The organism is Lentibacter algarum (genome assembly GCF_040580765.1).
GTDB lineage: Bacteria > Pseudomonadota > Alphaproteobacteria > Rhodobacterales > Rhodobacteraceae > Lentibacter > Lentibacter algarum.
The window spans coordinates 1,394,025-1,414,729 of record NZ_CP158687.1; the positions used below are offsets into that span (position 1 = coordinate 1,394,025).

The window sequence follows — 20,705 nt, forward strand, 5'->3', positions numbered from 1 at the left end:
AAGAGAACAAACCCTTAACAGGAGCCTCCCGATGATCAAAGATGTGAAAGACGTGATTGCCCGCTCACACTCCAGCCTGCTTGCGGATGCACTTGGTGCTGTGTCTTTGATGGCGATGCTTGTGGTTGCTCTGCACCTGCCGAACCTGATGTAACAGATTTCTGCCTCGTATGCTTTGCGAAATTCTGGCGCGCACTGTCCCAATCGCGCGCCGAGAGACAAACTGCCGTTCCAACGAATAAGTCCTGCCTTTCTTTTTCGTCGCCAGCTTGCAAGCATACGCACTTGATCCGCCGCCTCTGAAAAGAGAGCGGCGGTTTTTTTATGCAGTTGGTGAGATGTGGCGGGATTAGGCGGCGGCGTCGATCGCGTCGAGCGTTGCGTCAAGGCAGAGCATGATCGAGGCGTGACGGTTTTTATATTCGCGCGCGGGGAGCAGGACTTTTAGCTCGTCAAAGGGCGCATCGGGGGCTTGGCCTTCGCTGCGCAACATGGCGAGCAGCTGGTCATGCGCCGTCTGGATCTCTGCGCGAGTGCAGCCTATGGCATTGGCTGCGACCACAGACGCGGCGGCTTGGCCGAGCGCGCAGGCTTTCACATCTTGACCGAAACCTGTGATTTTGTCGCCCTCGAGCGCAACATCGACAGTAATGTTTGAGCCACAAAGTGGTGCACGGCGGTGCGCTGTCCCGGACGGGGCGCTGAGCCGCTCAAGACCAGGCATATCAGCTGCGAGCGCCAGAATGCGGGCAGAGTAGAGTTTGATCAGATCGGTGTCATTGCTCATGGTCTTTTCCCCGCTAACTTGGCATAGATAGCCATATTGGCGGGCCAAGAAAAGGACAGATCATGCGCTTTGATGCACAGTCACTTACGTATAATGCGCAGGGTCTTATTCCTGCGATTGCGCAGGATGAGGCCAGTGGCGAGGTCTTGATGATGGCTTGGATGAACGCTGAAGCGGTTGAAAAGACACTCGAGACGCGGCGCGTAACCTATTGGTCGCGTTCCAGAAATGACTTCTGGATCAAAGGCGAAACCAGCGGGCACACGCAAGAGCTTGTCGACTTTCGCGTGGATTGTGACCGCGATGCGCTTTTGTTGATCATCCGTCAGGTTGGCCCTGCCTGCCATACGAACAGGCGGACATGCTTTTACACGGCTGTGAGTGATGGCGAGGAGCGTGAACTGATGGGGCCAATGGAGGGCTAAAGCCCAACCATGGCACGGATATCGGCAGGCGTTTTGCCTTCATCCCGGTAAAGACGAATGGCGCGAGCATCGTCGCGCTTGGCGAGGCGCTTGCCGTTTTCGTCACGAATGAGGCGGTGGTGATGATAGGTGGGCGTTGGCAGACCGAGCAGCTTTTGCAGCACCACATGGATATATGTCGCGGTGAAAAGGTCTTGGCCGCGTGGCACCAGCGTGACACCTTGGGCGGCATCGTCTATTACCACAGAGAGGTGATAGGACGCGCCCATCTCCGCGCGGGCGAGGATAATATCACCAACATCCGCGAGAAGCATGACGTGTGACAGGATGATCTGGCCTGTTTCACCCTCAGGGCTTGCGCCTGTTTCTGTAAAAACGAGCGGATCAGCGAGCGTGCGCAGCGCACGGGCCATATTAAGGCGCAAGACCGCGTTTGGGAGGGGCGAGGCTGGGTTTGGTATTTGGCGGCAGGTGCCTGGATAGATGAGACCATCTGGGCCAAAGGCCGGCGGGACGCCTTCCTGGGGTGCTTCGGCGGCTGCGGCAATATCGCGACGTGAGCAGGTGCAGGGGTAAAGCAACCCGAGTGCCCAGAGGCGCGTGAGTGCTGCGCGGTAGGCTGGGAGGCGCCCCGATTGGCGCATCACAGGCGTTTCCCATGTGAGGCCGAGCCATGCGAGATCATCGTAGATCCCGTCTTCCCATTCGGGGCGGGCGCGGGAGCTGTCGATATCCTCGACGCGCAAGAGGAAACGGCCCTCGGCAGTGCGTGCCATATCAGCGGCGAGAAGCGCTGAGTAGGCATGGCCCAAGTGCAGCGGACCTGTCGGGCTGGGGGCGAAGCGCGTTGTGAATATCACGTTTTTTCAAGCACGTAGACGTTGGAGTTCAGGTTGATTCCCGGAATATGGGGGCCATATTCTTTGTGCAGGAGGCGCGCGGCTCCGCAGTCGATGTAGTCGTTGAGCTTACCTTCAAAGAGTGGCTCTTCTAGGGCGTGATCATTGAGGCTGAGGACGGTGAGGCCGCCAGAAACAAGGCCTTTCATGATCAGATCAAAAACTGAAATCGGGGCAGCGCCTGTACCGATCACGCCGATGGCTGTGATCGCGGCATAGGTGCCTGCAGCGTGGCTGAGGGGCGTGTTTGGTTCGATCAGCTCGAGTGTGCGATAAAGGTTTTTCTCGCGTGCGCCGCTGAGCATATCGGCCGTGACATCGACGCCATCGATGACTTCGAAGCCAGCGAGCTTTAGAGCCAGCCCAGACAAGCCCGTGCCACAGCCAAAATCGAGGATGGGCGCTGCGAGATCGCGGCTATATTTTGCAAGGGCTTCGGCGCAACGGGCAGGTGTGGCATAGCCGCCTTCACCAAGCTCCTGATCATAGGATTTGGCCCACGCAGCGTAGAGATCACGCGTGTCGCCAGTTGTGCCATAGGCCTTATCTAAAAACCGATCCGTCATGGCCGAAGTTTATGCACGCTTATGCCTGTGCGTCTAGCCAGTCTTTCCAGAGAGCCTTGGCGCGGTCTGTATAGGCTTGGTAGCGGTCTTTGCGGCCACGACGGCCTGACTTAAGGCCTTCTACCAGTGGGAAGAGGCCAAAATTGACATTCATGGGCTGGAAGGTCTTGGCGTCGGCGCCGCCAGTGATGTGAGTGACGAGCGCACCTGTGGCCGTTTCGGGCGCGGGGGCAGCGAGGCTCTGGCCAAGCATTTCAGCGGCGGCGAGGCGCCCTGCAAGGAGGCCCATGCCCGCACTTTCGACATAGCCTTCAACACCAGTGATTTGGCCCGCAAAGCGGATGTGGGGCATCGACTTGAGGCGCAGCTGGTTGTCCAGCAGGGTTGGCGAATTGATGAAGGAGTTGCGGTGAATCCCGCCAAGGCGGGCAAAGCTAGCCTCTTCCAGACCGGGGATCATGGAGAAAACTTCTTTTTGCGCAGCGTATTTCATCTTGGTTTGGAAGCCGACCATATTCATTAGAGTGCCAAGGGCATTGTCATAGCGCAGCTGCACAACGGCGTGGGCTTTTACGTCGGGTGCGTGGGGATTGGTGAGGCCAACAGGCTTCATCGGGCCGAAGCGCAGCGTTTCGCGGCCACGCTCGGCCATGACTTCGATTGGCAAGCAGCCGTCAAAGTAGCCTGCGGTTTCGCCTTCGCGGAACTCGGTTTTATCGGCCGCAAGCAGCGCGTCGATGAAGGCGTTATACTGAGTCTCATCCATCGGGCAGTTGAGATAGGCTTTTTGCTCTTCTTCGCTCTCGCCTTTGTCATAACGCGACTGCATCCATGCCACATCCATGTTGATGCTGTCAGAATAAACGATGGGCGCGATGGCATCAAAGAAGGCGAGCGCATCTGCGCCTGTGGCCTTGGCAATGGCGGCGCTGAGCGCGTCCGAAGTCAGTGGGCCAGTGGCGATGATCCAGTGGCCTGAAGTGGGAAGCTCGGTCACTTCTTCATAGGAGACTTCGATCAGCGGGTGCGCTTTCAGCGCGGCTGTGACGGACGCGGCGAAGGGCTCGCGATCCACAGCCAGCGCGCCACCTGCGGGCAGGCGGTGCTTGTCAGCTGTGGCCATGATGATGCCGCCTGCGGCGCGCATCTCCCAGTGCAGAAGGCCGACGGCGTTTTGTTCGCTGTCATCCGAGCGGAAGGAATTGGAGCAGACCATTTCCGCAAGATCGCCAGACTGGTGCGCAAATGTGCCCACCTTTGGGCGCATTTCATGGATGGTGACGGGCACGCCCATTTGGGCTGCTTGCCATGCTGCTTCGGAGCCTGCGAGGCCACCGCCGATGATGTGTAATCTCTCTGTCATGCCTGCCATTTAGGCCAAGTGAGGCGGGTTGAAAAGGGGCTTAGTCGAGAATGGAATCGACAGGCAGGCCAGAGGGCACAGAAGCGGGCGCGCCGAGCTTGCCGCCGATGCTGCTTGGGTCTGTCAGGGCGTGAAGAAAGGAGATGATGTCACTCACTTCGGCTTCACTGAGCGGTGGGATGTCGAGCGTGATCGCGGCTTTGATGCGTTCAAGCTCTTCGGGCGAAGGCATTTGCGGCGTTACTGCGCCATAGCCTGCAAGCGCGGGCAGGGGGACTGTGCTTGGATCAAATGCCATGAGGCTTTCGCGCGGCGCGAGGTGATGGCGCACCACGGCCTCAAGGCTTGCGTAGGCGCCCGAGTGACCATAGGGGGCCGTCAGCGCGACATTGCGCAGGCTTGGGGTGCGGAAGCAGTACTCATCTTTTTGATCGCCAGTGATGGCGCTGCGGCCATGATCGGCCAGTGTCTCATGGTCCTTTCCGGGGCCGATCTGGGGAATGCCGATGGCGTGAAAGCTGTTGTCGGTCTGAAAGCGGCCCGCATGACAGCTTGAACAGGTGGCTTTGCCATAAAAGAGCGCCATGCCGCGGGCTTGGGGCGCTGTGAGCGCATGTGCCTCGCCGCGAAGATAGGCGTCAAATGGGCTTTCATCGGCGCGAAATTCAAAGGCAAGGAAGGCGCCTATGGCGTTGCCAATCTCTGAGATATGCAGGGGCTCGGCGCTTTGGGTGAGCGCTGTGAAGTGCGTGCGATACTCTGGGACGGCCTCAACGCGTGCGGCGAGCTTGGCCCATGCACCGTCAGCACCACGAATCTGGCCCGCAGAAACGGCGGTGCCGATATCGTTTTCTCCGTCTGATCCCGCCATTTCCTCATGGCTGAGAATCGGCAAAAGAGCTTGAGCAGACAAAAGGCTCGTGGCGGGGCGCTCAAGCGCGTTGCCTTCGGGCATCCGGATGCCGAAAGGCGCATCGGGATCAAGCGCCACGCGGCCATCGTGGAAAAGCGTGGTAAAATCGTTTGCGCCGAGATTGAAAATTGCGGGGGCGTTGCGTGGGATGTGACGTTCGGCGGGGGCGTCTGATGTGCCGCGGCGGCGCTTACCAAGGCCTATGCCGCCTTCACCCACAGAGAGCGGAACCGCATCAGCAGAGCCAAGCACCCCGTGATGACAGCTGGCACAAGAAATGTTGCGATTGCCTGACAACAGAGGATCAAAGAAGAGATCTCGCCCGAGGAGGACTTGCTCAATATTATCTTGGGGGAAGTCCGAGTGGGTCACCGGGGGCATATCTGCAGCCAGAGAGAGTGTGGCCTGGAGGGACATGACGCAGGCGGTGACCCACTTGAGGTTCATCGCAGTCAGATGGGGGCGATCCTTGGAGGGCTGAGCCACCCGCTGCTGCGGTTCATGGCTTAAATGCACCCTAAATGTGGCAAGATTATGGCAAAAACGGTAAAATTTGGGCATTGGTCACACAAAAATAAAAGCCAGCGGCACTCGGAACTGTGCAAGCTTTATACCAGAGTTGTGCCGACGGGAACTGCGGTGAATTGACAGGCTTACCAAGGCCGTAGGTGTGAGTAAAAATGAGGCACTGTGCATTATCGGAAACGCTTGGGCCGATCGCGCGCAGATCCTGACCATAAACAGAGCTTCAGCTGCGTCTCACCGCTTGACGGGCCGTGTGCTGTGGGGAGATGTGGCTGTGAAACCCGCCCTTGCTTTTACAGGACTGACCATGACCAAATACGCCCTCACCGTGACGTGCCAATCTACTCGTGGAATCGTAGCCGCGATTGCCAATTATCTTGCGGATGGCGGCTGCAATATCACCGACAGCGCCCAGTTTGACGACAAAGAGACGGGTAATTTCTTTATGCGGATCAGCTTTGAGAGCGATGCGGCCGTTGTGCTGGAGGAAATGCGCGCCAGTTTTGCCAAGACCGCCGAGCCTTTTGGGATGAGCTATGAGTTCCACGACGAGACGGTGAAGATGAAGGTGATCATCATGGTGTCACGCTTTGGACATTGTCTGAATGATTTGATGTATCGCTCACGGATTGGCGCGCTGCCAATTGATATTGTCGGGGTGATCTCAAACCACATGGATTATCAGAAGGTCGTTGTGAACAATGATATCCCGTTTCACTGCATCAAAGTGACGCCAGCCAATAAGCCAGAGGCGGAGGCGCGCATTATGGCTGTGGTGGAAGAGGCGGGCGCCGAGCTGATTGTCCTCGCGCGCTATATGCAGATTCTCTCGGATGAGATGTGTCAGAAAATGTCAGGGCGGATTATCAACATTCACCACTCGTTTTTGCCAAGCTTCAAGGGCGCGAACCCCTATAAACAAGCATTTCAGCGCGGTGTGAAGCTCATTGGGGCAACGTCACATTATGTGACAGCGGACTTGGACGAAGGGCCCATTATCGAGCAGGACATTGTGCGCGTGACACACGCGCAATCCTCCAACGATTATGTCGCCCTCGGGCGCGATGTCGAAAGTCAGGTTCTTGCGCGCGCGATCCACGCGCATATTCATCGCCGTGTGTTTCTCAACGGGAACAAGACAGTGGTCTTCCCAGCGTCGCCCGGCTCTTATGCATCAGAGCGGATGGGCTGAGCCGCTCATTGCTCCCATGTTGGCGTGCGCTTTTCCAGAAAGGCGCTGATGCCTTCTTCGGTGTCGCGAAAGAGCATGTTTTCGGCCATCGCGGCACCAGTATAAGCGTAGGCTTCTTCGAGGCTCATCTCGGCCTGTTTATAAAAGCCTTCCTTGCCGATCTTGACGGCGGCGGCGAGCTTGCTGGCAACGGTTTCGGCAAGGGCAAGTGCATCGGCCACAGCATCTTCTGAAACATGGTTGATCAGGCCCAGCTCTGCTGCGCGTTCCGCCTCTATGAAGCTGCCGGTTGTGAGCATCTCAAAGGCGTGTTTGCGGCCTATGTTGCGGCTGAGCGCGACCATGGGTGTAGAGCAGAAGAGGCCGATGTTGACGCCATTAACGCCAAAGCGCGTGCCAGACTGGGCGATGGCCATGTCACATGTGGCAACAAGCTGGCAGCCTGCGGCTGTTGCTATCCCGTGGGGGGCGGCAATAACGGGCTGGGGCAGGGCGCGAATGCTGAGCATCATGCGGGCGCATTGGGCGAATAGATCATTAAAGTAGGCTTTGCCGCCATCTTCAGCTTGGCGACCTGCTGTCATTTGTTTGAGATCATGGCCCGCGCAGAAGGCTTTGCCAGCCCCTGAGAGAACCACAGCGCGAATGGAGCGGTCTTCTTTGAGCGCATCAAGCTCTGCCTGAAGCGCTGTCAGCATTTCCTCGGACAGCGCATTGAGCCGCTCCGGGGCATTCATCCTGAGATGGGCCACTGCGTTTGTGTCGTTACGTTCCAGAAGGTTCATCTTGCTCTCCCTAAATCCCAGAGGCAGTCTAATGCGCAACTGATCGGGAGGTAAAGATGGCTTTGGAACTGGAGAAGGATGCGCTGCAAGCGTTTCTGGATGAGGTGTTTCCTCAGTTGGCGGGCGAGTTTGTCGTTGAGCATGTCGAAGAAATGTACAGTGAGATCCGCATTCCGATTGCTGAAAAGCATCTACGCCCTGGCGGGACTGTCTCTGGCCCAACAATGTTTATGCTGGCGGATGTGGCTGTCTATGCCACGGTTCTGGCGATGATTGGCAAGAAGTCATTGGCTGTGACGACAAGCTGTAGCCTTGATTTCATGCGCAAGCCTGTTGCTGGACGGGACTTGCTTGCCAAATGTACGCTCCTGAAACTAGGGCGGGTTTTGGCTGTGGGGGATGTGCTGCTGTATTCAGTAGGCGAAGAAAAGCCTGTGGCCCGTTCGACGATGACCTATTCTATTCCCCCAAAATAGGATATTTGCTTGGGGTAAAATAATACCTATTTTGCAAGGCTCTGATTTTAAACGGATAATTAGAATTTTGTACGGTTGACTGTGCGCGAGGGCGAGTTATAAACCGCCCATCCCGCAAGCAGAGAGCGGTTTTCTCTTTGCCCAACCCGATTATCAGGATTTCAAACATGAAAACCTTTACTGCGACACCCGCAGATATCGACAAGAAATGGATCATCATCGACGCTGAAGGCGTTGTTCTTGGCCGTCTTGCTTCGATAATTGCGATGCGCCTGCGCGGCAAGCACAAGCCTTCGTTCACACCCCACATGGACATGGGCGACAATGTTATTGTCATCAATGCTGAAAAAATCCAGCTGACAGGCAAGAAGCGCGAAGAGCACTTCTACTGGCACACTGGCCACCCAGGCGGGATCAAGAGCCGCACAAAGCAGCAGATCCTTGAAGGCGCATACCCAGAGCGCGTTGTGACCAAAGCTGTTCAGCGCATGCTTCCAGGTGGTCCTCTGAGCCGCAAGCAGATGACAAATCTGCGCGTATATGCAGGCACAGAGCACGGCCACGAAGCGCAAAACCCAACCGTTCTTGATGTTAAATCAATGAACAAGAAAAACACACGGAGCTGAGCGACATGGCTGATCAAGTGAACTCACTCGAAGAGCTGAGCGCCGTATCTGGCGACGTAGCCCCCGCAACTGCTGTTGTGGCAGAACCTCGTGAGCCTGTGCGTGACGCACTCGGCCGCGCCTATGCTACAGGCAAGCGTAAAGACGCTGTTGCTCGTGTCTGGATCAAACCAGGCTCTGGCAAGGTTGTTGTGAACGGCAAAGAACTGAACACGTATTTTGCACGCCCCGTGCTGCAAATGATCCTGCGCCAGCCATTTCAGGTTGCCGGCGTGGAAGACCAGTTCGACGTGGTTGCCACGGTAAAAGGCGGCGGTCTTTCGGGCCAAGCGGGTGCTGTTAAGCACGGTGTTTCTAAAGCACTTCAGCTTTATGATCCCAGCCTGCGTGGCGCTCTGAAAGCTGCTGGCTTCCTCACGCGCGACAGCCGTGTTGTAGAACGTAAGAAATACGGTAAGCGCAAGGCGCGTCGTAGCTTCCAGTTCTCAAAGCGCTAAGTTCGAAACTTCGAATTTACCATACAAAACAAAGGGTTGCATATTTTGCAGCCCTTTTTTTGTGCGTAGCAGAATTCTAGCAGACGCTGTATGTGTTGACGTTTTGGTTTAGCGATTTTAGCATATCTGTAGCGTTTTAGGCTGCTATTGGAGTGCGCTGTTGGCGTTTTATGAAGACAAGAGGGAGCACTATGGTGGTGCGCTTGTGCTGTTTAAGCGCAACCTTGCTGTTGCTGTGCCCAACGCTAAAACGCACAGACGTGCAAATTGGTATATGCGTTTGAAGATTGGTGGACGCAAAGGCTACGTGACACGCAGCACTAAACTTACGATTTACGAAGATGCTTATGAGTATGCGAAGAGTGAGTTGTTGCGCTTACAGCAAGCAGCGAAACTTGGACACAGTTTAGACGAACACACGTTTGAACAGCATTGGCGTGATTGGTTTGAACGAAACGTAAAGAACGGCACGTGGACGGCGAGTAGGCAATATTGGCACGACAAATACGCTGAACGCTATTTTAAGCAGTATTTTAAGAACAAAGACGGCACGAGTATGCTGTTGAATGATATTACGCCAAGTGTTGCGAGTGGGTATTGGGATTGGCGTATTGGCTTTTGGGACAGTGCAGAAGGCAAGGCACTGCAGAAGCACAATCCTAAACGACGTGGTGCTAAAACACGTGGCACTAACAACGCACGAAAAACTCCAGCAACTAAAACGCTGCTGATGGAACAAAGTGCATTAAACCAAATATTTTATGATGCGTTTGAACGTGGACGCTTGCAGCAAGTGTTTAAGATGAAAGCGCCAGCGAAAAACAGAACGCCAACGCGACGTGCTGGGTTTGACGCTGAAGAATATGCAACGCTTACACGTTATCTGCGCAGTTATAGGGATTGTGTGGGTGTGTTTGCAGACAAGCGTTTGAATGCTTGGCACAAGATGCAACGACAGCAGATGTATTATTTTGTGCTGTTTTTGGCGAACAGTGGACTGCGTGTTGGCGAAGCACGTGAGATGCTGTGGAGTGACATTAAGTTTGATGTGGCTGTAGATGGCAGCGACAGTGTGATTGCAGAAGTGCGAGTGAGTAAGGCGACGAAGAAGGGTGAAGCACGTTTTGTGCAGACACAGCCAAATGCAAACAGTCTGCTAAAACGCTGGCGTGAAACTTCGCCGAATAACAAGCACAACGATTTAGTTTGGTTTGGGCAAGTGGATGCTGAAACACGTGAAGTGCGCAAGTTTGTGGATTTGAACAGAGGCTTTCAGATATTTCTGAAGCGTGTTCCGTATAACGAACGTGTGGATGGTTTGTTGTATGATAGGGATGGAGACAAGCGCAGTTTATACAGTCTGCGGCACACTTATGCGACGCTGCGCTTGGAGAAGGGTGATGTAAGTGTTTACGATTTGGCGATGAATATGGGCTGTAAAGTTGCACAAATCGAAAACCATTACAGTCACGTGCTTACGCAGAAGCGCAGACACGAGATTACCAAAACAAAGCGCAAGACAGCAGCAGGGGTAGAAGATGTTGTGGATGTAGAAGATGGTTTTGCGCTTGAAGCACTAAAGCGTTTTAGGCGTGGCGAGTTGAGTGAAGCAGCACTGCTTGAGATAATGAAGCTATAATTTTCAAGGATAATTTCCGTGTCTTTCTGTTCTGCTTCTATCCCGTTCATCTTCTGGTAAAGTCGTTATTTTCAAATATTTGAAAATTAAACTGTCAATCAAAGAAGTAAAATTTCTTTACTTAGCGTTACTGTCTCTCGCGTGAGTTTGGTGCGCAGTATCAGTATGCGTTTGTGGCACTGAGACAGTTGTACTGTGCCCTGCAAGTGCTTAAAGAGCCAAGCTTTGTGCTCCAACTCACGAACCAGCTGTTTGCGCAGCGCTACTTCGGTTTTGTTTGCCATCACACCAGTTCCACAGCACGTGCAATCATGGCGTCGTTGACTGTTAGGTAGCGCTGAGTGGTGGCAATGTTTCTGTGCCCAGCAATAGCTGCCAACACATGTACACTGATGCCTTTGTCCGCCAATCGAGTGATCATAGTGCGTCTACCACTGTGGCTGCTTGCACCATGGATCCCACAAGCAGCGTACACCTCTAAGAATAGCTGACACATGGTGTTGCCTGAAAAGTGCCCACCCTTTTGACTGGGGAACAGTGGTTTGTGGGGAATATTGGTGTTGATGCATGCACTGTATCGCCGGAGTGCAGTGTGCAGGCGTTTGTTCACAAACACCCTTCGCGCATATCCGCCCTTGGTGGTGGTGAGATAGATCACATCACTTATTGTGCCATCATCAGTGTATGCATCACCCACAGTGAGTGCGGCAATCTCCATTGCACGCAGTCCAGCATTGAAGCTGACAGCAAAGATGGTTTGATCTCGCAGTGCATGACGGCGTGTGTTGAGATAAGTGTTGATCCGTTTTTGTTCTGTGTCTGTTACAATACGTGCCTGCCGCATGTGTGCCTCCAATTCCCATCGATCCAATGCACACAGTGTATGCGATGAGGTATTGGGTGGACGACCAGAACTGCCTTTTAACACACCGTCAGTGATCTCAACGACTTATGCGTTTAAGTCAAAGAGTAGTAATTCTATGAGGTTTTCTTGGTCAATCTTACGCTCGTTGATAAATAAACACAGTTGCGCGAAAGCGCATTGAAACTGGATCAAGGTTGGCGTGCCGAATACAATCACGCTGTGAAACCCGTTCTGCTGTGTGGCGGTTAGCAAGAGTGCCAGTTCTCTAACTTCGATGGACTACCCACTGGGCGGCTGGTGGATGCCTCAAACTCTGCCTGACAGGGTTTCTATCGTCGTAATGGTTAAAACTTAGAGATAAGTTTGAGGACAAGTGAGACGGAAGACACGCCAATTGGTTACCGTCAATGCTTGGGGTAGCTGCGCTGTATCGGTCCCAAGTATGCGTTTGATGAGCCTGTAATAGAGATGATAGCAAGACCTGCTCTTCCCTGCTGTGTCGGGGTTTGGTGACTACAGCCTGTTCAAAGCGACGTGCAATGACAGATCCACGCCCTACGGGGCGTGATCTATCCTGCTCCTTGCAATATCATTAGAAAATAGGTTTGAAGCAAAAAATATGTGAATGCTGTGTGATGAGCATGAGCGAACATCAAAGCAGCATTGCACTGCTTCCTCTGCAAGAGGAGCACATAGAATATCCATATTGTGTTGATAAATAACAATAAGGAGAGACTATGGCTGAAAAATTAACGATTGAGAACATCTGCAATCTGGTCATTGCTGAGGGCTTGGCTGACAACGAACAAGACTTTTGTGAGCGTTGGCTTTGTCGAGGCGAAGGGTATATGCGCACATTGCGCTTTAGGGGACTGCAACCCAGCACTGATGCTTTGGCTGTGTGTGCCAACAAGTTGGGATTTTATGCAGATGCGTTTTTGTCCAGTGGTCGCAATTACTCAGTGCAGACAGGCAAGAACCTCAGGCAGTTGCAGCAGCTGTGTGAGCACGAACTAACTCAAGCAGCAAAGAGCAAATGGCAGGGGTACAGCATCCAATGAAACAGTCATGCCGCAGTCCACTGCTGGAACGTGTGGATGCACTAGATCAACGCCTCAAAGCTTTGCGCCAACAGCAAGACCGCATCAAACGACAAAAAAAGCAAATCAAGCTGCAAAAGGCTCGTCAGGCAGTGGCGCAGTCATGACTTGAGTTGTTGCCATGAGACTTAACGAGATCCATACGCCATGATTGCCATGTGAGTAAAAACTTTTAAGCTGCGTGTGTGGCACTGATTTGCATGAGGATCGCATGGCAACTGAACAAGTTTTAAACCAAGGGCTCACACGTCTTCGTGGGCTAAGTAAAAATCAAAATGACTTTTACCAGTCTGCCAGAGAACTACTGCATCAAACGCTGGTGGAAACCTACCTGTGGTGGCGAGAAGCGTCGCTAGAGCCAGGGTACTTGGAAAAGCGTTTTGCTGAAGAAAACATCAAATATCAAAGCAAGCACAACAAACCAAATTTTGCACCAGTGGTTCGCCTGGCAATGCGTGTCCCACCCAGCAAGCGAGTTCAGATTCAAAATTTTGCCACAGCCATCAACGCTATTGATGATGAATATCTCCGCAACAGCCATCGCTACATAAATCGAGATACAGTTGCTGAGCTGGTTGATTGGATACACGAAACCGGCGGCTTGAGCGGTATTACCAGCACCAAGAAAGAAGAAGTAGAATACAATGGCTATGACCAAAAGGGTGCAGGTCAGCCAAAGCCAAAATCCAAAAAAATTGAGAGCACACAAAAGCAAAGACTGCGCATGGAGCTGTTGGCGCTGAAAAAGATTGCTGTTGGGCGAGCCAAGGTCGACCAGACCATCGACCTTGGACACGTGGGCACAGGCGAGGATGACATGATTGTTGTGCTGGCAAAATCCACTGGCAACGGAACAGTTTTGAAAGTGGTGGGTACTACAGCACAGCAAGCGCTTGTTGACGGTGCGGTGATGCAGGTTGGTGACCTAGCCCATGATGGTGTCTCAGATGACATGCGTTTGTTGTGTGAGGCAATAAATCTCAACACCATCACCAAGGAACTGCAAGATTACAGCGGCAGTCGAGCCAACTTTTATAACAAAACGAAATTCGTGGTTGAGCATCAGGGCGTCAAATCTGCTGTGTTTGAAAATGCACGTGTGGTTTTGCAAAAAAATGGCACTGTGTTGGTGTCCAAGTCATCAAGCGCTGCAAGCCTCACCACACTGCATATTCCACATAAAAAGTTTTTACTTAATCAGGACTTGTGGCTGAGAGGCAGTGATAGGCACTGGATTGAAACCGACCTGTTAAATGATAGCGAATTAGCGCTGTATCAAGCCAGTGCTCTACAGGATCAGAAGAACAGAAAAGTTCAGGCTGTTAAGCAAATTTCACTCAACAACACTGTGTACCGCCACAAACGCAGTATCTATTTTTACGATTTCAGCCGCATCGATGACGCAACCATGTTCCAGCCAACCATTGTAGATGGAAGCATTGATTTTGAATGGAAAATTCAAGGCAATCAATCTTTTTTCAGACGCTTGTATGATCAACATTTCAGTGGCTGGCAGCACAGAGTAAAGCACCGACTGCACACCTCAAACAACAAAGCCATTGCCTTCAACGTTGGTTCTGACGGCGTAGTGTGTGAGAAGAAATGGAACAAAGGCGAGCAGTGCTTCGAGCAAAGCGGGGCACGTTATCTCACAAGCTTTGGGGATGACGCTGAGGCTCAAGGCAGTGGGCAAACGATCTTTGCACCCACTGACATACTTGCTGTGCTTGAAGCGCTTTCAAAGCAGCAGGTCAGAGGCGACAGCATCAAGATAAGTGGCAACAAAGATTTGCTACACATCATCTATGAGACTGAGTTAGCACAAGTACGTGTCTATGTGCCAAGCGCATCTGCCACAGGTGTGCGCAGCGCAAAGTACTTCAAAAAGTACATTCCAAATGAGTGAGAACTTGACCAAGCAGTATGCTGGCTATGCTTTGTATCTGCCCTCATTGCAGAAATACTATGCGGAGCATGCTGTTAAGCGTAACGGCGAAACATCTAGAATGAGCCAGATACCAAAGGGTTTTGATAACCGCTGGCTGAATTTTTTAGATGCTGACAGCAAGCTGTGGCACTGTGAGCATGTGCTTTACAGCAGTGGGCAATTCAACAGCAGGCGTATACGGGCGCGAGACATCGTTGCAGAGCGCGATGTTAACAAAACCACTATTGTTGGTGACAGCGGTGGGTTTCAGCTGGGTACTGGCAAGCTGCCAAATGGACCTGAAAGGGAACACTTGGAGCTCTACAAAAACGATCCACTAGCTCAGTACAACAACTGGCAGCATTGTGACTTTCGCGCTCGAACCCTACGCTGGCTGGAAAAGTACACCGACTATGCCATGACCCTGGACATGGTGCTGTGGGCTGCTGAAGAATATGGACAAAGCAACACTGTCAACAGCCAGTTGCGAAAGTTGACTGTTCAACAGCTTATCGATCTCAGCGTAGATAATTTGCGCTATTTTTCCGACAATCGCGGGCGTGGCAGCAAAAGCACAAAGTTCCTAAGTGTGTTGCAGGATATTGGCAACGGAACTGGGGATGCTTGGTACGACGCAGTTAAAACTTTTGACTTTGAAGGCTGGAGTTTAGGTGGCGAAGTTGGCGGTATGCTGGCTAGTTTGCAGTGGCTCAAACGCATACTGAACGATCATAATTTGGACAAAAGTGAATGGGTGCATTTGCTTATGAAGTCCCCACCAGTGAACAGTGTTGTGTACACTGCAGCACAACGATCGCTGCGCAAGTTGTTGGGCAGAGATAACTTTACAATCAGTTTTGACAGCAGCAGTCCGTTCCAGATGGCAGGAAAACAACGCAGTTTGGCGATGATGCCGAACCTCACTGCCGACAGGAAAACTTGGAAAATCGGCGGCTTTTCAATGCCTCAGGACATTCGTATCGCCAGAAAAGAAAAACATGCAGATTTTGCTCTAGCAGCGCCTTTGGAAAAATACCTGTGTGCCTATGATCTATATGCACACGAGATAGACGATAGTGACTTTTTTACAGACACTTGGAGCGAGCACGTTTTAGCAAATCACAATCTGTACACCTACCATCAATACAGCATTCAAGGGTGCGACTTGGTGTTTGATGAACACAAGCAAGACCACACGCGAGTACCCGAGGATTTGCTGGAAATTGTGGATTTGATGGACAGCTATTTTGCTGGCGAAAACTCAGGAGAAATCGAAGCTAGATTTTCTGTGCTGATGCAGCCGTACATGCGTCAAAATAAAAAAGAAGAACAATCTCTCCAGCAACGGTGACTGTGCAGACGAGTAACTAGATTGGATATTACGCCCAACAATCTCAGTGCGTTGATGCGGTGGGTCAGGCTCAATATGTGCATAGCGCTGTGTCATCTGTATGCTGCTGTTGCTCAGCGCGCTAGCATGGGTATAGCGCGGAGCGTGTGTGTCTACCGTTAAGTGTTAGTTTGACATTCATATATATTGAACTTTACACAGCAACTAAGTACTGCATATGTGTTTTCTTCTGGAAAACAGTAGATATACCGTGTTTAAAAAGCATTATTGCTGGGGTGACGAAGCGGCATGGTGAGACTCTAATTATAAGGATTGACAGATATGCTAACCGATGTTGTGAATGCTTTGCCGTTGCTGCTACTAGTGGGGGGAGCTTATTTTGTATTCAATAAAAATAGAACTTCTGCATCTAAATCTACGACGATCGGGACGTATAACGCTAGTCAAAGAGTGTTGATTTTTTTCTATATTGTTGGCTGGATACTTGTGGGGCTAGGCGCATTACTTTTACTTCAAATCTTTACAATTGATTATAATGTTTTTTTTAGCGTATTAATATTGTCAAGTCTTGGGATGGTTCTTTCTGGCATTATGATGATCTTATTCGCGCAATTGGGGTTGGCGCAGATTGCAACTGCAGAAAATTCAGATGCAATATATGAACTACTTAAGAAAAATTTGATAAATAGCACCACGGAGACTAACTCGAATATTAGAGATGAAGTGGTTCACACGACAAATCGGCAAGATGGTGTTCGCGCTGAGCCTACGTTTAACAGTAAGGCAGATTAACTTACTAATGCATCCATAGCATAGTTTTTAAGCTAATATAGTATTGGCGAAAGCGATGAGGAATTTATGGTGTAGTTGATTGCGGCGTTAGCAGATAGGCAGCATATTTTCATAACCCATATAGTTGATTGATATAATTGCAAATTTTAAGATACCGAATAGCAAAGCGTTAAGCTTTACGGATATCAAATTTGGAACAGGGCTGCTCTTCGGAGCGGCCCTTTTTCTTTGGGCGAGGGGTTTCGGCTGACGCCGATCCGCTGGGGGCTTTGCCCCCAGACCCCCAGGATATTTCTGAAGAGAAGAAAAAAGGGGGCGGTATGAACCGTCCCCCAGGATAGAGTTGCCTCTTCTCCTCTTACGGTCATCGGCGTCCCCGCCTGTACCGCATTTTCACTTTGCATGAACTTGATTAACAAGCTCTTACTTCTTCTCTTCGAAAATATCCCAGGGGGTCTGGGGGACTGGTCCCCCAGCTTGGCGACGACGGTGTCGGCGCAATGCGTTAGAGGCTATTTGTCGGGTTTGATCAGGCCAAGCCCGCGCAAATAGATGCCAATGCCCGATTCAAGCAGATCTTCCGGGGAAAACGGACTTTGAGTCCCCGGGGAGTTGCGCGCAAAGAGTTCCACGACGCCATGGCTCATCGCCCAGATATGTGCCGAGAACATTGACGCGGGTGGGCGCTTTTCAGCAGGGATGTGTTGGCTCAGGTCGGAGGCGGCAGTTTCCAGTACGGCGCGGGCGCGCGCGGCCACTGTGGCCAGCTCGGGCGTGCGATTGACAGAAATCCCGCTTTCAAACATGGCGATGTAGTGACCGGGATATTTGCGGGCAAAGGCGAGATAGGCACGGCCTGTGGCCTCAAAAGCGGCGAGGGCCGAAGGCTGGCCCGTCTCGTAGGCATATTGCATGAGGTCGGCGAAGATTTCATAGCCTTGGCGCGCGGCTTCGGCGATCAGGTCTTCGCGGCCTTCAAAGTGCCGATAGACTGCGGCGGGTGTAACGCCTGCTTCCTTGGCAGCTTCGGAAAGGGTGAAGCCCGTCGGGCCTTTGGCCTCGATCAGTTGCAAAGCCGCTTCGACCAGCGCTTGGCGCAGGTTGCCGTGGTGATAGCCGCGTTTTTTAGGCATCCCAGATCTCGGGGCCGCCACAGACGAGGGGATCGATCGCGCCCAAGGCTTTTATGTCTTTGCGGGCGTAGTCGACTTGGCTGAGCACAGTTCGGATTGCGTTGAGGCGGGCGCGGCGCTTGTCATCCGAGCGCACGATTGTCCAAGGGGCCTCGGCTGTATGGGTCCGGGTCAGGGTTTCAGAAATGGCAGCAGAGTAGTCATCCCATTTTTTAAGGCCTTCGACGTCAATCCAGCTCAATTTCCACTGTTTGAGCGGATCACTTTCGCGGCCCAGAAAGCGGCGAAGCTGTTCGGCGCGGCCGACATTGAGCCAAAGTTTGACGAGGTGTATGCCTTCATCGACGAGCATCTTCTCAAAGGAGGGTGCTTGGGCAAAGAAATGTTCTCTTTGATCCTGCGTGCAGAAGCCAAAAACATGTTCGACGACGCCGCGATTGTACCAGCTGCGGTCATAGAGGACGATTTCGCCGCCTGAGGGCAGGTGATCAATGTAACGTTGGAAGTACCATTCGGTTTGTTCTTTTTCCGTTGGCTTGGACAGCGCGACAACGCGTGCGCCACGAGGATTAAGATTTTCACGGAAGCGCTTGATTGTGCCGCCTTTTCCCGAGGCGTCGCGACCTTCAAAGACAATTGCGATGCGTGCACCTGTTTCTTTGGCCCACGTCTGGAGTTTGACCAGTTCGATTTGTAGGCGGGCGAGTTCTTTTTCGTAGGCTTTGCTCGGCATCCGTTCTGAATGTGGATAGGTCGGGCTGAGGATATCGCCCTTTTCAGCACGTTTAATGGCCGCACGGACGGCTTCGGGGGCGTCTTGTTCAAAAAAGGTGCTGATCGCACCATCAAAGGGCCGCTCCATGGGAGGCCTCCTACTGGTTTTCGCTTACTATGGCGGCTTAGGGCGCGGCGCGCAATCCTGAGCGCGTGGCGGCACGACCGATGGCGGCGACAACCTGATCTTCTGCGCTATGCTGGATCATATGGCCGTGGCCTTTTACGCGTGTGAGCGCCGCATTGGGCAAGTCTTGGAGCAAGGGTTCAGCATGAATCGGCAAACCGACCGTGATGTCGTGGGTGCCATGGAGGATTTCGACGGGTAGGTTCATCTGAGGGTATAGCGGGACCATTGCCTTGATTTCGTTCAATAGATTGGCACGCTGCAGGGATGTTGCGCGCATCGAAGTATATCGGAGTGAGAGCTTTGGGCCGAAATAGTCAAAGTAGCCTGCAGGAACAGGATCCGGTGTGAAGACGTTTGTCAGCGCGGCTTCCAGATAATGCTCGGTTATCACGGCTGGCAGGAGAGGTAAAAATATAGGGCCGAGAAGCGGGTTTGAGCCCGCGCGGTAGAGAGGATCAAGGGGGGTGTCCCATGGATGGGAGGCTGCGGCGAGCAGGACAAGGGCCGACAGGCTCTCTGGCTCATATGTGGCCCAGGCAAGCGCGACCGACCCGCCATAGGAGTGGCCCACAACAATCGGGTTTTTCGCGCCCATTGCAGTTGCGGCGGCCGAAATTTGCGCCGCTTGAGCGCGCAGGCTGTCGCCCTTGGGGTCAATTGCAGCGCTATACCCAAGCCCTGGTCGATCTATCATATAGATGCGGTAGGTCGGCGCGAGCTTGGCTGCGAGTGAAAAGCTCATGTCACGGGTGTGGCCGTTGGAGCCGTGAATGAGGACGAGATCGGGGCCATCAGGCGCGCCAGTGACGACCACATGCATTGGTGATCCATTGACGGTAATGATGTCGCCTCGCGCGGGGGCTGCAGCCTCGGCCGCACGCTCAGCCCTTTGCGCTACGAGCCAAAGAGCGAGCCAAAGGAGCGCGAGTACGATGAGGCTATAGAGGGCGGGCTTGAGCATCAGCCGCGTAGACCGGTGCTTTCGAGGCCGATCTTTTCGATATCAAAGGGCGTGGTTTCGTAGATTTCGGAAATCCAGTTGCCATAGAGCAGATGGGCGTGGCTGCGCCAGCGGTTGAGCGGTGTTTTGCTAGGATCATCTGCGGGGAAATAGTTTTTGGGAAGCTGAATGTCCGCCCCTTCGATCTGGTTTTGAGCGAGGTCGCGCGCGTATTCTTCGCCCAGCGTGCCACTGTCATACTCAAGGTGATTGAAGACATAGAGTGCGCGGTGTGCGGTGTCTTCGACCAGTGCAGGGCCGACTTCTTCGGAGTGCAAAAGTACGGTCAGGCCGGCCGCTTCGATTTCGTCGCGGCGCATCTCTGTCCAGCGACTGACGGGCATAACGAAATCATCAGAAAACCCTCTTAATAGAGTGCTTTGGGGTGCGAAGTTAAGGTGTCTATAGCAACCAAAGAGCTTGTGATCGAGGAGGTGCTTTTTGACGCCATGGAAATAACCGAGCATGGCCATACCGCCCCAGCAGACGCCAAATGTGCTGTGGACATGGGTTTGGGTCCATTCAAAAACGCGCGTGAGCTCGTCCCAATATGTGACCTCTTCAAAGGGCAAATGTTCGATCGGAGCACCTGTGATAATCAGACCGTCAAACTTCTCGCCCGACGCTACGACCTCTTCAAAAGAGCGGTAAAACTCTTCGAGGTGTTCTGCGGCTGTGTTGCGAGCCTGATGCTCAGACATGCGAATGAGCGAAAGCTCAATCTGCAAGGGCGTTGCGCCGATGAGACGGGCGAACTGATTTTCCGTCTGGATCTTTTTGGGCATCAGGTTGAGAAGGCCAATCCGCAGCGGGCGGATGTCCTGACGGCTGGCTTGATCTTCGCCCATCACCATAACCCCTTCGCGACTGAGCACGGAATAGGCAGGCAAGTGAGAGGGCAGTTTGATCGGCATGGGCTTGGCCTTGTATTGGGGAAGAC

General features: G+C 52.8%; 22 protein-coding genes. 11 read left to right on the forward strand and 11 right to left on the reverse strand.

Translation table 11 applies throughout. The features are described from left to right. Nucleotides 1-31 precede the first annotated feature (31 nt). Nucleotides 32-154 (forward strand): hypothetical protein, encoded by a 123-nt coding sequence (locus DSM117340_RS06770; protein WP_271437054.1) that lies wholly within the window; start codon nucleotides 32-34, stop codon nucleotides 152-154. A gap of 195 nt (nucleotides 155-349) precedes the next feature. Here the strand turns inward: DSM117340_RS06770 and DSM117340_RS06775 are convergent, their stop codons facing one another. Next, complete coding sequence (locus tag DSM117340_RS06775; RefSeq protein ID WP_089891319.1) at nucleotides 350-787, reverse strand: iron-sulfur cluster assembly scaffold protein; 438 nt, start codon at nucleotides 785-787, stop codon at nucleotides 350-352. A gap of 62 nt (nucleotides 788-849) precedes the next feature. On the opposite strand from DSM117340_RS06775, the gene hisI reads away from it, so the two are divergent. Beyond that, nucleotides 850-1,212 carry a phosphoribosyl-AMP cyclohydrolase gene (gene hisI, locus DSM117340_RS06780; protein ID WP_089891316.1) on the forward strand — a complete coding sequence of 121 codons (363 nt, stop codon included), beginning with the start codon at nucleotides 850-852 and terminating at the stop codon, nucleotides 1,210-1,212. On the opposite strand, the gene gluQRS is transcribed toward hisI, so the two are convergent. Genes gluQRS through DSM117340_RS06800 form a run of 4 tightly spaced genes read right to left on the reverse strand, consistent with a single transcriptional unit; the run spans nucleotide 1,209 to nucleotide 5,334 of the window. Then, nucleotides 1,209-2,072 (reverse strand): tRNA glutamyl-Q(34) synthetase GluQRS, encoded by an 864-nt coding sequence (gluQRS, locus tag DSM117340_RS06785; RefSeq protein WP_089891312.1) that lies wholly within the window; start codon nucleotides 2,070-2,072, stop codon nucleotides 1,209-1,211. The two genes, hisI and gluQRS, sit on opposite strands and share 4 nt — an antisense overlap. Continuing rightward, nucleotides 2,069-2,677: a class I SAM-dependent methyltransferase gene (locus tag DSM117340_RS06790; RefSeq protein WP_089891310.1), complete on the reverse strand. Its 609-nt coding sequence runs from the start codon at nucleotides 2,675-2,677 to the stop codon at nucleotides 2,069-2,071. Before DSM117340_RS06790 ends, gluQRS begins: the two co-directional genes overlap by 4 nt. Nucleotides 2,678-2,696: 19 nt before the next feature. Next, nucleotides 2,697-4,040 carry a methylenetetrahydrofolate--tRNA-(uracil(54)-C(5))-methyltransferase (FADH(2)-oxidizing) TrmFO gene (gene trmFO / locus DSM117340_RS06795; protein ID WP_089891690.1) on the reverse strand — a complete coding sequence of 448 codons (1,344 nt, stop codon included), beginning with the start codon at nucleotides 4,038-4,040 and terminating at the stop codon, nucleotides 2,697-2,699. A gap of 40 nt (nucleotides 4,041-4,080) precedes the next feature. Continuing rightward, nucleotides 4,081-5,334 (reverse strand): cytochrome c peroxidase, encoded by a 1,254-nt coding sequence (locus tag DSM117340_RS06800; RefSeq protein ID WP_273496851.1) that lies wholly within the window; start codon nucleotides 5,332-5,334, stop codon nucleotides 4,081-4,083. Nucleotides 5,335-5,785: 451 nt separating this feature from the next. On the opposite strand from DSM117340_RS06800, the gene purU reads away from it, so the two are divergent. Next, a complete protein-coding gene (gene purU, locus DSM117340_RS06805; protein WP_089891688.1) occupies nucleotides 5,786-6,670 on the forward strand; it encodes a formyltetrahydrofolate deformylase in 885 nt (294 codons plus the stop codon). Nucleotides 6,671-6,675: 5 nt separating this feature from the next. On the opposite strand, the gene DSM117340_RS06810 is transcribed toward purU, so the two are convergent. Beyond that, nucleotides 6,676-7,455: an enoyl-CoA hydratase gene (locus DSM117340_RS06810; protein ID WP_089891304.1), complete on the reverse strand. Its 780-nt coding sequence runs from the start codon at nucleotides 7,453-7,455 to the stop codon at nucleotides 6,676-6,678. A gap of 56 nt (nucleotides 7,456-7,511) precedes the next feature. Between DSM117340_RS06810 and DSM117340_RS06815 the strand changes: the two genes are divergently transcribed. The 4 genes from DSM117340_RS06815 to DSM117340_RS06830 all read left to right on the forward strand — a co-directional run bounded on the left by DSM117340_RS06815 (nucleotide 7,512) and on the right by DSM117340_RS06830 (nucleotide 10,693). Continuing rightward, complete coding sequence (locus tag DSM117340_RS06815; protein ID WP_089891302.1) at nucleotides 7,512-7,931, forward strand: PaaI family thioesterase; 420 nt, start codon at nucleotides 7,512-7,514, stop codon at nucleotides 7,929-7,931. Between the two features lie 167 nt (nucleotides 7,932-8,098). Further along, entirely contained in the window at nucleotides 8,099-8,557 is a 459-nt protein-coding gene (gene rplM, locus DSM117340_RS06820; RefSeq protein ID WP_089891299.1) for a 50S ribosomal protein L13, read from the forward strand. Nucleotides 8,558-8,562: 5 nt separating this feature from the next. Beyond that, the gene (gene rpsI / locus DSM117340_RS06825; RefSeq protein ID WP_089891296.1) at nucleotides 8,563-9,054 is read left to right on the forward strand and encodes a 30S ribosomal protein S9; all 492 of its coding nucleotides are present in this window, start codon (nucleotides 8,563-8,565) and stop codon (nucleotides 9,052-9,054) included. A 160-nt stretch (nucleotides 9,055-9,214) separates the two neighbouring features. Continuing rightward, entirely contained in the window at nucleotides 9,215-10,693 is a 1,479-nt protein-coding gene (locus DSM117340_RS06830; RefSeq protein WP_354690014.1) for a tyrosine-type recombinase/integrase, read from the forward strand. 283 nt (nucleotides 10,694-10,976) lie between these two features. On the opposite strand, the gene DSM117340_RS06835 is transcribed toward DSM117340_RS06830, so the two are convergent. After that, nucleotides 10,977-11,537, reverse strand: a complete 561-nt coding sequence (locus DSM117340_RS06835) for a site-specific integrase (RefSeq protein ID WP_354690015.1) — start codon at nucleotides 11,535-11,537, stop codon at nucleotides 10,977-10,979. A gap of 758 nt (nucleotides 11,538-12,295) precedes the next feature. On the opposite strand from DSM117340_RS06835, the gene DSM117340_RS06840 reads away from it, so the two are divergent. From DSM117340_RS06840 to DSM117340_RS06855, 4 genes are all read left to right on the forward strand, one after another. Then, nucleotides 12,296-12,619, forward strand: a complete 324-nt coding sequence (locus DSM117340_RS06840; protein WP_052077307.1) for a DUF6626 family protein — start codon at nucleotides 12,296-12,298, stop codon at nucleotides 12,617-12,619. 250 nt (nucleotides 12,620-12,869) lie between these two features. Further along, complete coding sequence (locus DSM117340_RS06845) at nucleotides 12,870-14,564, forward strand: hypothetical protein (RefSeq protein ID WP_354690016.1); 1,695 nt, start codon at nucleotides 12,870-12,872, stop codon at nucleotides 14,562-14,564. A gap of 4 nt (nucleotides 14,565-14,568) precedes the next feature. Beyond that, a complete protein-coding gene (locus tag DSM117340_RS06850; protein WP_354690017.1) occupies nucleotides 14,569-15,936 on the forward strand; it encodes a hypothetical protein in 1,368 nt (455 codons plus the stop codon). Between the two features lie 321 nt (nucleotides 15,937-16,257). Continuing rightward, a complete protein-coding gene (locus tag DSM117340_RS06855; protein ID WP_354690018.1) occupies nucleotides 16,258-16,728 on the forward strand; it encodes a hypothetical protein in 471 nt (156 codons plus the stop codon). A 512-nt stretch (nucleotides 16,729-17,240) separates the two neighbouring features. On the opposite strand, the gene DSM117340_RS06860 is transcribed toward DSM117340_RS06855, so the two are convergent. Genes DSM117340_RS06860 through metA form a run of 4 tightly spaced genes read right to left on the reverse strand, consistent with a single transcriptional unit; the run spans nucleotide 17,241 to nucleotide 20,679 of the window. After that, a complete protein-coding gene (locus DSM117340_RS06860; protein WP_089891293.1) occupies nucleotides 17,241-17,861 on the reverse strand; it encodes a TetR/AcrR family transcriptional regulator in 621 nt (206 codons plus the stop codon). Next, nucleotides 17,854-18,723, reverse strand: coding sequence for a polyphosphate kinase 2 (gene ppk2 / locus DSM117340_RS06865; protein ID WP_089891291.1), 870 nt, complete (start codon nucleotides 18,721-18,723; stop codon nucleotides 17,854-17,856). The genes DSM117340_RS06860 and ppk2 overlap by 8 nt, the downstream gene beginning before the upstream one ends. 37 nt (nucleotides 18,724-18,760) lie before the next feature. Continuing rightward, the gene (locus tag DSM117340_RS06870) at nucleotides 18,761-19,726 is read right to left on the reverse strand and encodes an alpha/beta hydrolase (protein WP_354690019.1); all 966 of its coding nucleotides are present in this window, start codon (nucleotides 19,724-19,726) and stop codon (nucleotides 18,761-18,763) included. After that, on the reverse strand, nucleotides 19,726-20,679 hold the full coding sequence (gene metA, locus DSM117340_RS06875; RefSeq protein WP_354690020.1) for a homoserine O-succinyltransferase: 954 nt from the start codon (nucleotides 20,677-20,679) through the stop codon (nucleotides 19,726-19,728). The genes DSM117340_RS06870 and metA overlap by 1 nt, the downstream gene beginning before the upstream one ends. Nucleotides 20,680-20,705 lie beyond the last annotated feature (26 nt).

Coding starts and splice junctions, on each gene's coding strand:
- DSM117340_RS06770 (WP_271437054.1), top strand. CDS start 32: ATGATCAAAGATGTGAAAGACGTGATTGCCCGCTCACACTCCAGCCTG.
- DSM117340_RS06775 (WP_089891319.1), bottom strand. CDS start 787: ATGAGCAATGACACCGATCTGATCAAACTCTACTCTGCCCGCATTCTG.
- hisI (WP_089891316.1), top strand. CDS start 850: ATGCGCTTTGATGCACAGTCACTTACGTATAATGCGCAGGGTCTTATT.
- DSM117340_RS06790 (WP_089891310.1), bottom strand. CDS start 2,677: ATGACGGATCGGTTTTTAGATAAGGCCTATGGCACAACTGGCGACACG.
- trmFO (WP_089891690.1), bottom strand. CDS start 4,040: ATGACAGAGAGATTACACATCATCGGCGGTGGCCTCGCAGGCTCCGAA.
- DSM117340_RS06800 (WP_273496851.1), bottom strand. CDS start 5,334: ATGCCCCCGGTGACCCACTCGGACTTCCCCCAAGATAATATTGAGCAA.
- purU (WP_089891688.1), top strand. CDS start 5,786: ATGACCAAATACGCCCTCACCGTGACGTGCCAATCTACTCGTGGAATC.
- DSM117340_RS06810 (WP_089891304.1), bottom strand. CDS start 7,455: ATGAACCTTCTGGAACGTAACGACACAAACGCAGTGGCCCATCTCAGG.
- DSM117340_RS06815 (WP_089891302.1), top strand. CDS start 7,512: ATGGCTTTGGAACTGGAGAAGGATGCGCTGCAAGCGTTTCTGGATGAG.
- rplM (WP_089891299.1), top strand. CDS start 8,099: ATGAAAACCTTTACTGCGACACCCGCAGATATCGACAAGAAATGGATC.
- rpsI (WP_089891296.1), top strand. CDS start 8,563: ATGGCTGATCAAGTGAACTCACTCGAAGAGCTGAGCGCCGTATCTGGC.
- DSM117340_RS06835 (WP_354690015.1), bottom strand. CDS start 11,537: ATGCGGCAGGCACGTATTGTAACAGACACAGAACAAAAACGGATCAAC.
- DSM117340_RS06840 (WP_052077307.1), top strand. CDS start 12,296: ATGGCTGAAAAATTAACGATTGAGAACATCTGCAATCTGGTCATTGCT.
- DSM117340_RS06845 (WP_354690016.1), top strand. CDS start 12,870: ATGGCAACTGAACAAGTTTTAAACCAAGGGCTCACACGTCTTCGTGGG.
- DSM117340_RS06855 (WP_354690018.1), top strand. CDS start 16,258: ATGCTAACCGATGTTGTGAATGCTTTGCCGTTGCTGCTACTAGTGGGG.
- DSM117340_RS06860 (WP_089891293.1), bottom strand. CDS start 17,861: ATGCCTAAAAAACGCGGCTATCACCACGGCAACCTGCGCCAAGCGCTG.
- ppk2 (WP_089891291.1), bottom strand. CDS start 18,723: ATGGAGCGGCCCTTTGATGGTGCGATCAGCACCTTTTTTGAACAAGAC.
- DSM117340_RS06870 (WP_354690019.1), bottom strand. CDS start 19,726: ATGCTCAAGCCCGCCCTCTATAGCCTCATCGTACTCGCGCTCCTTTGG.
- metA (WP_354690020.1), bottom strand. CDS start 20,679: ATGCCGATCAAACTGCCCTCTCACTTGCCTGCCTATTCCGTGCTCAGT.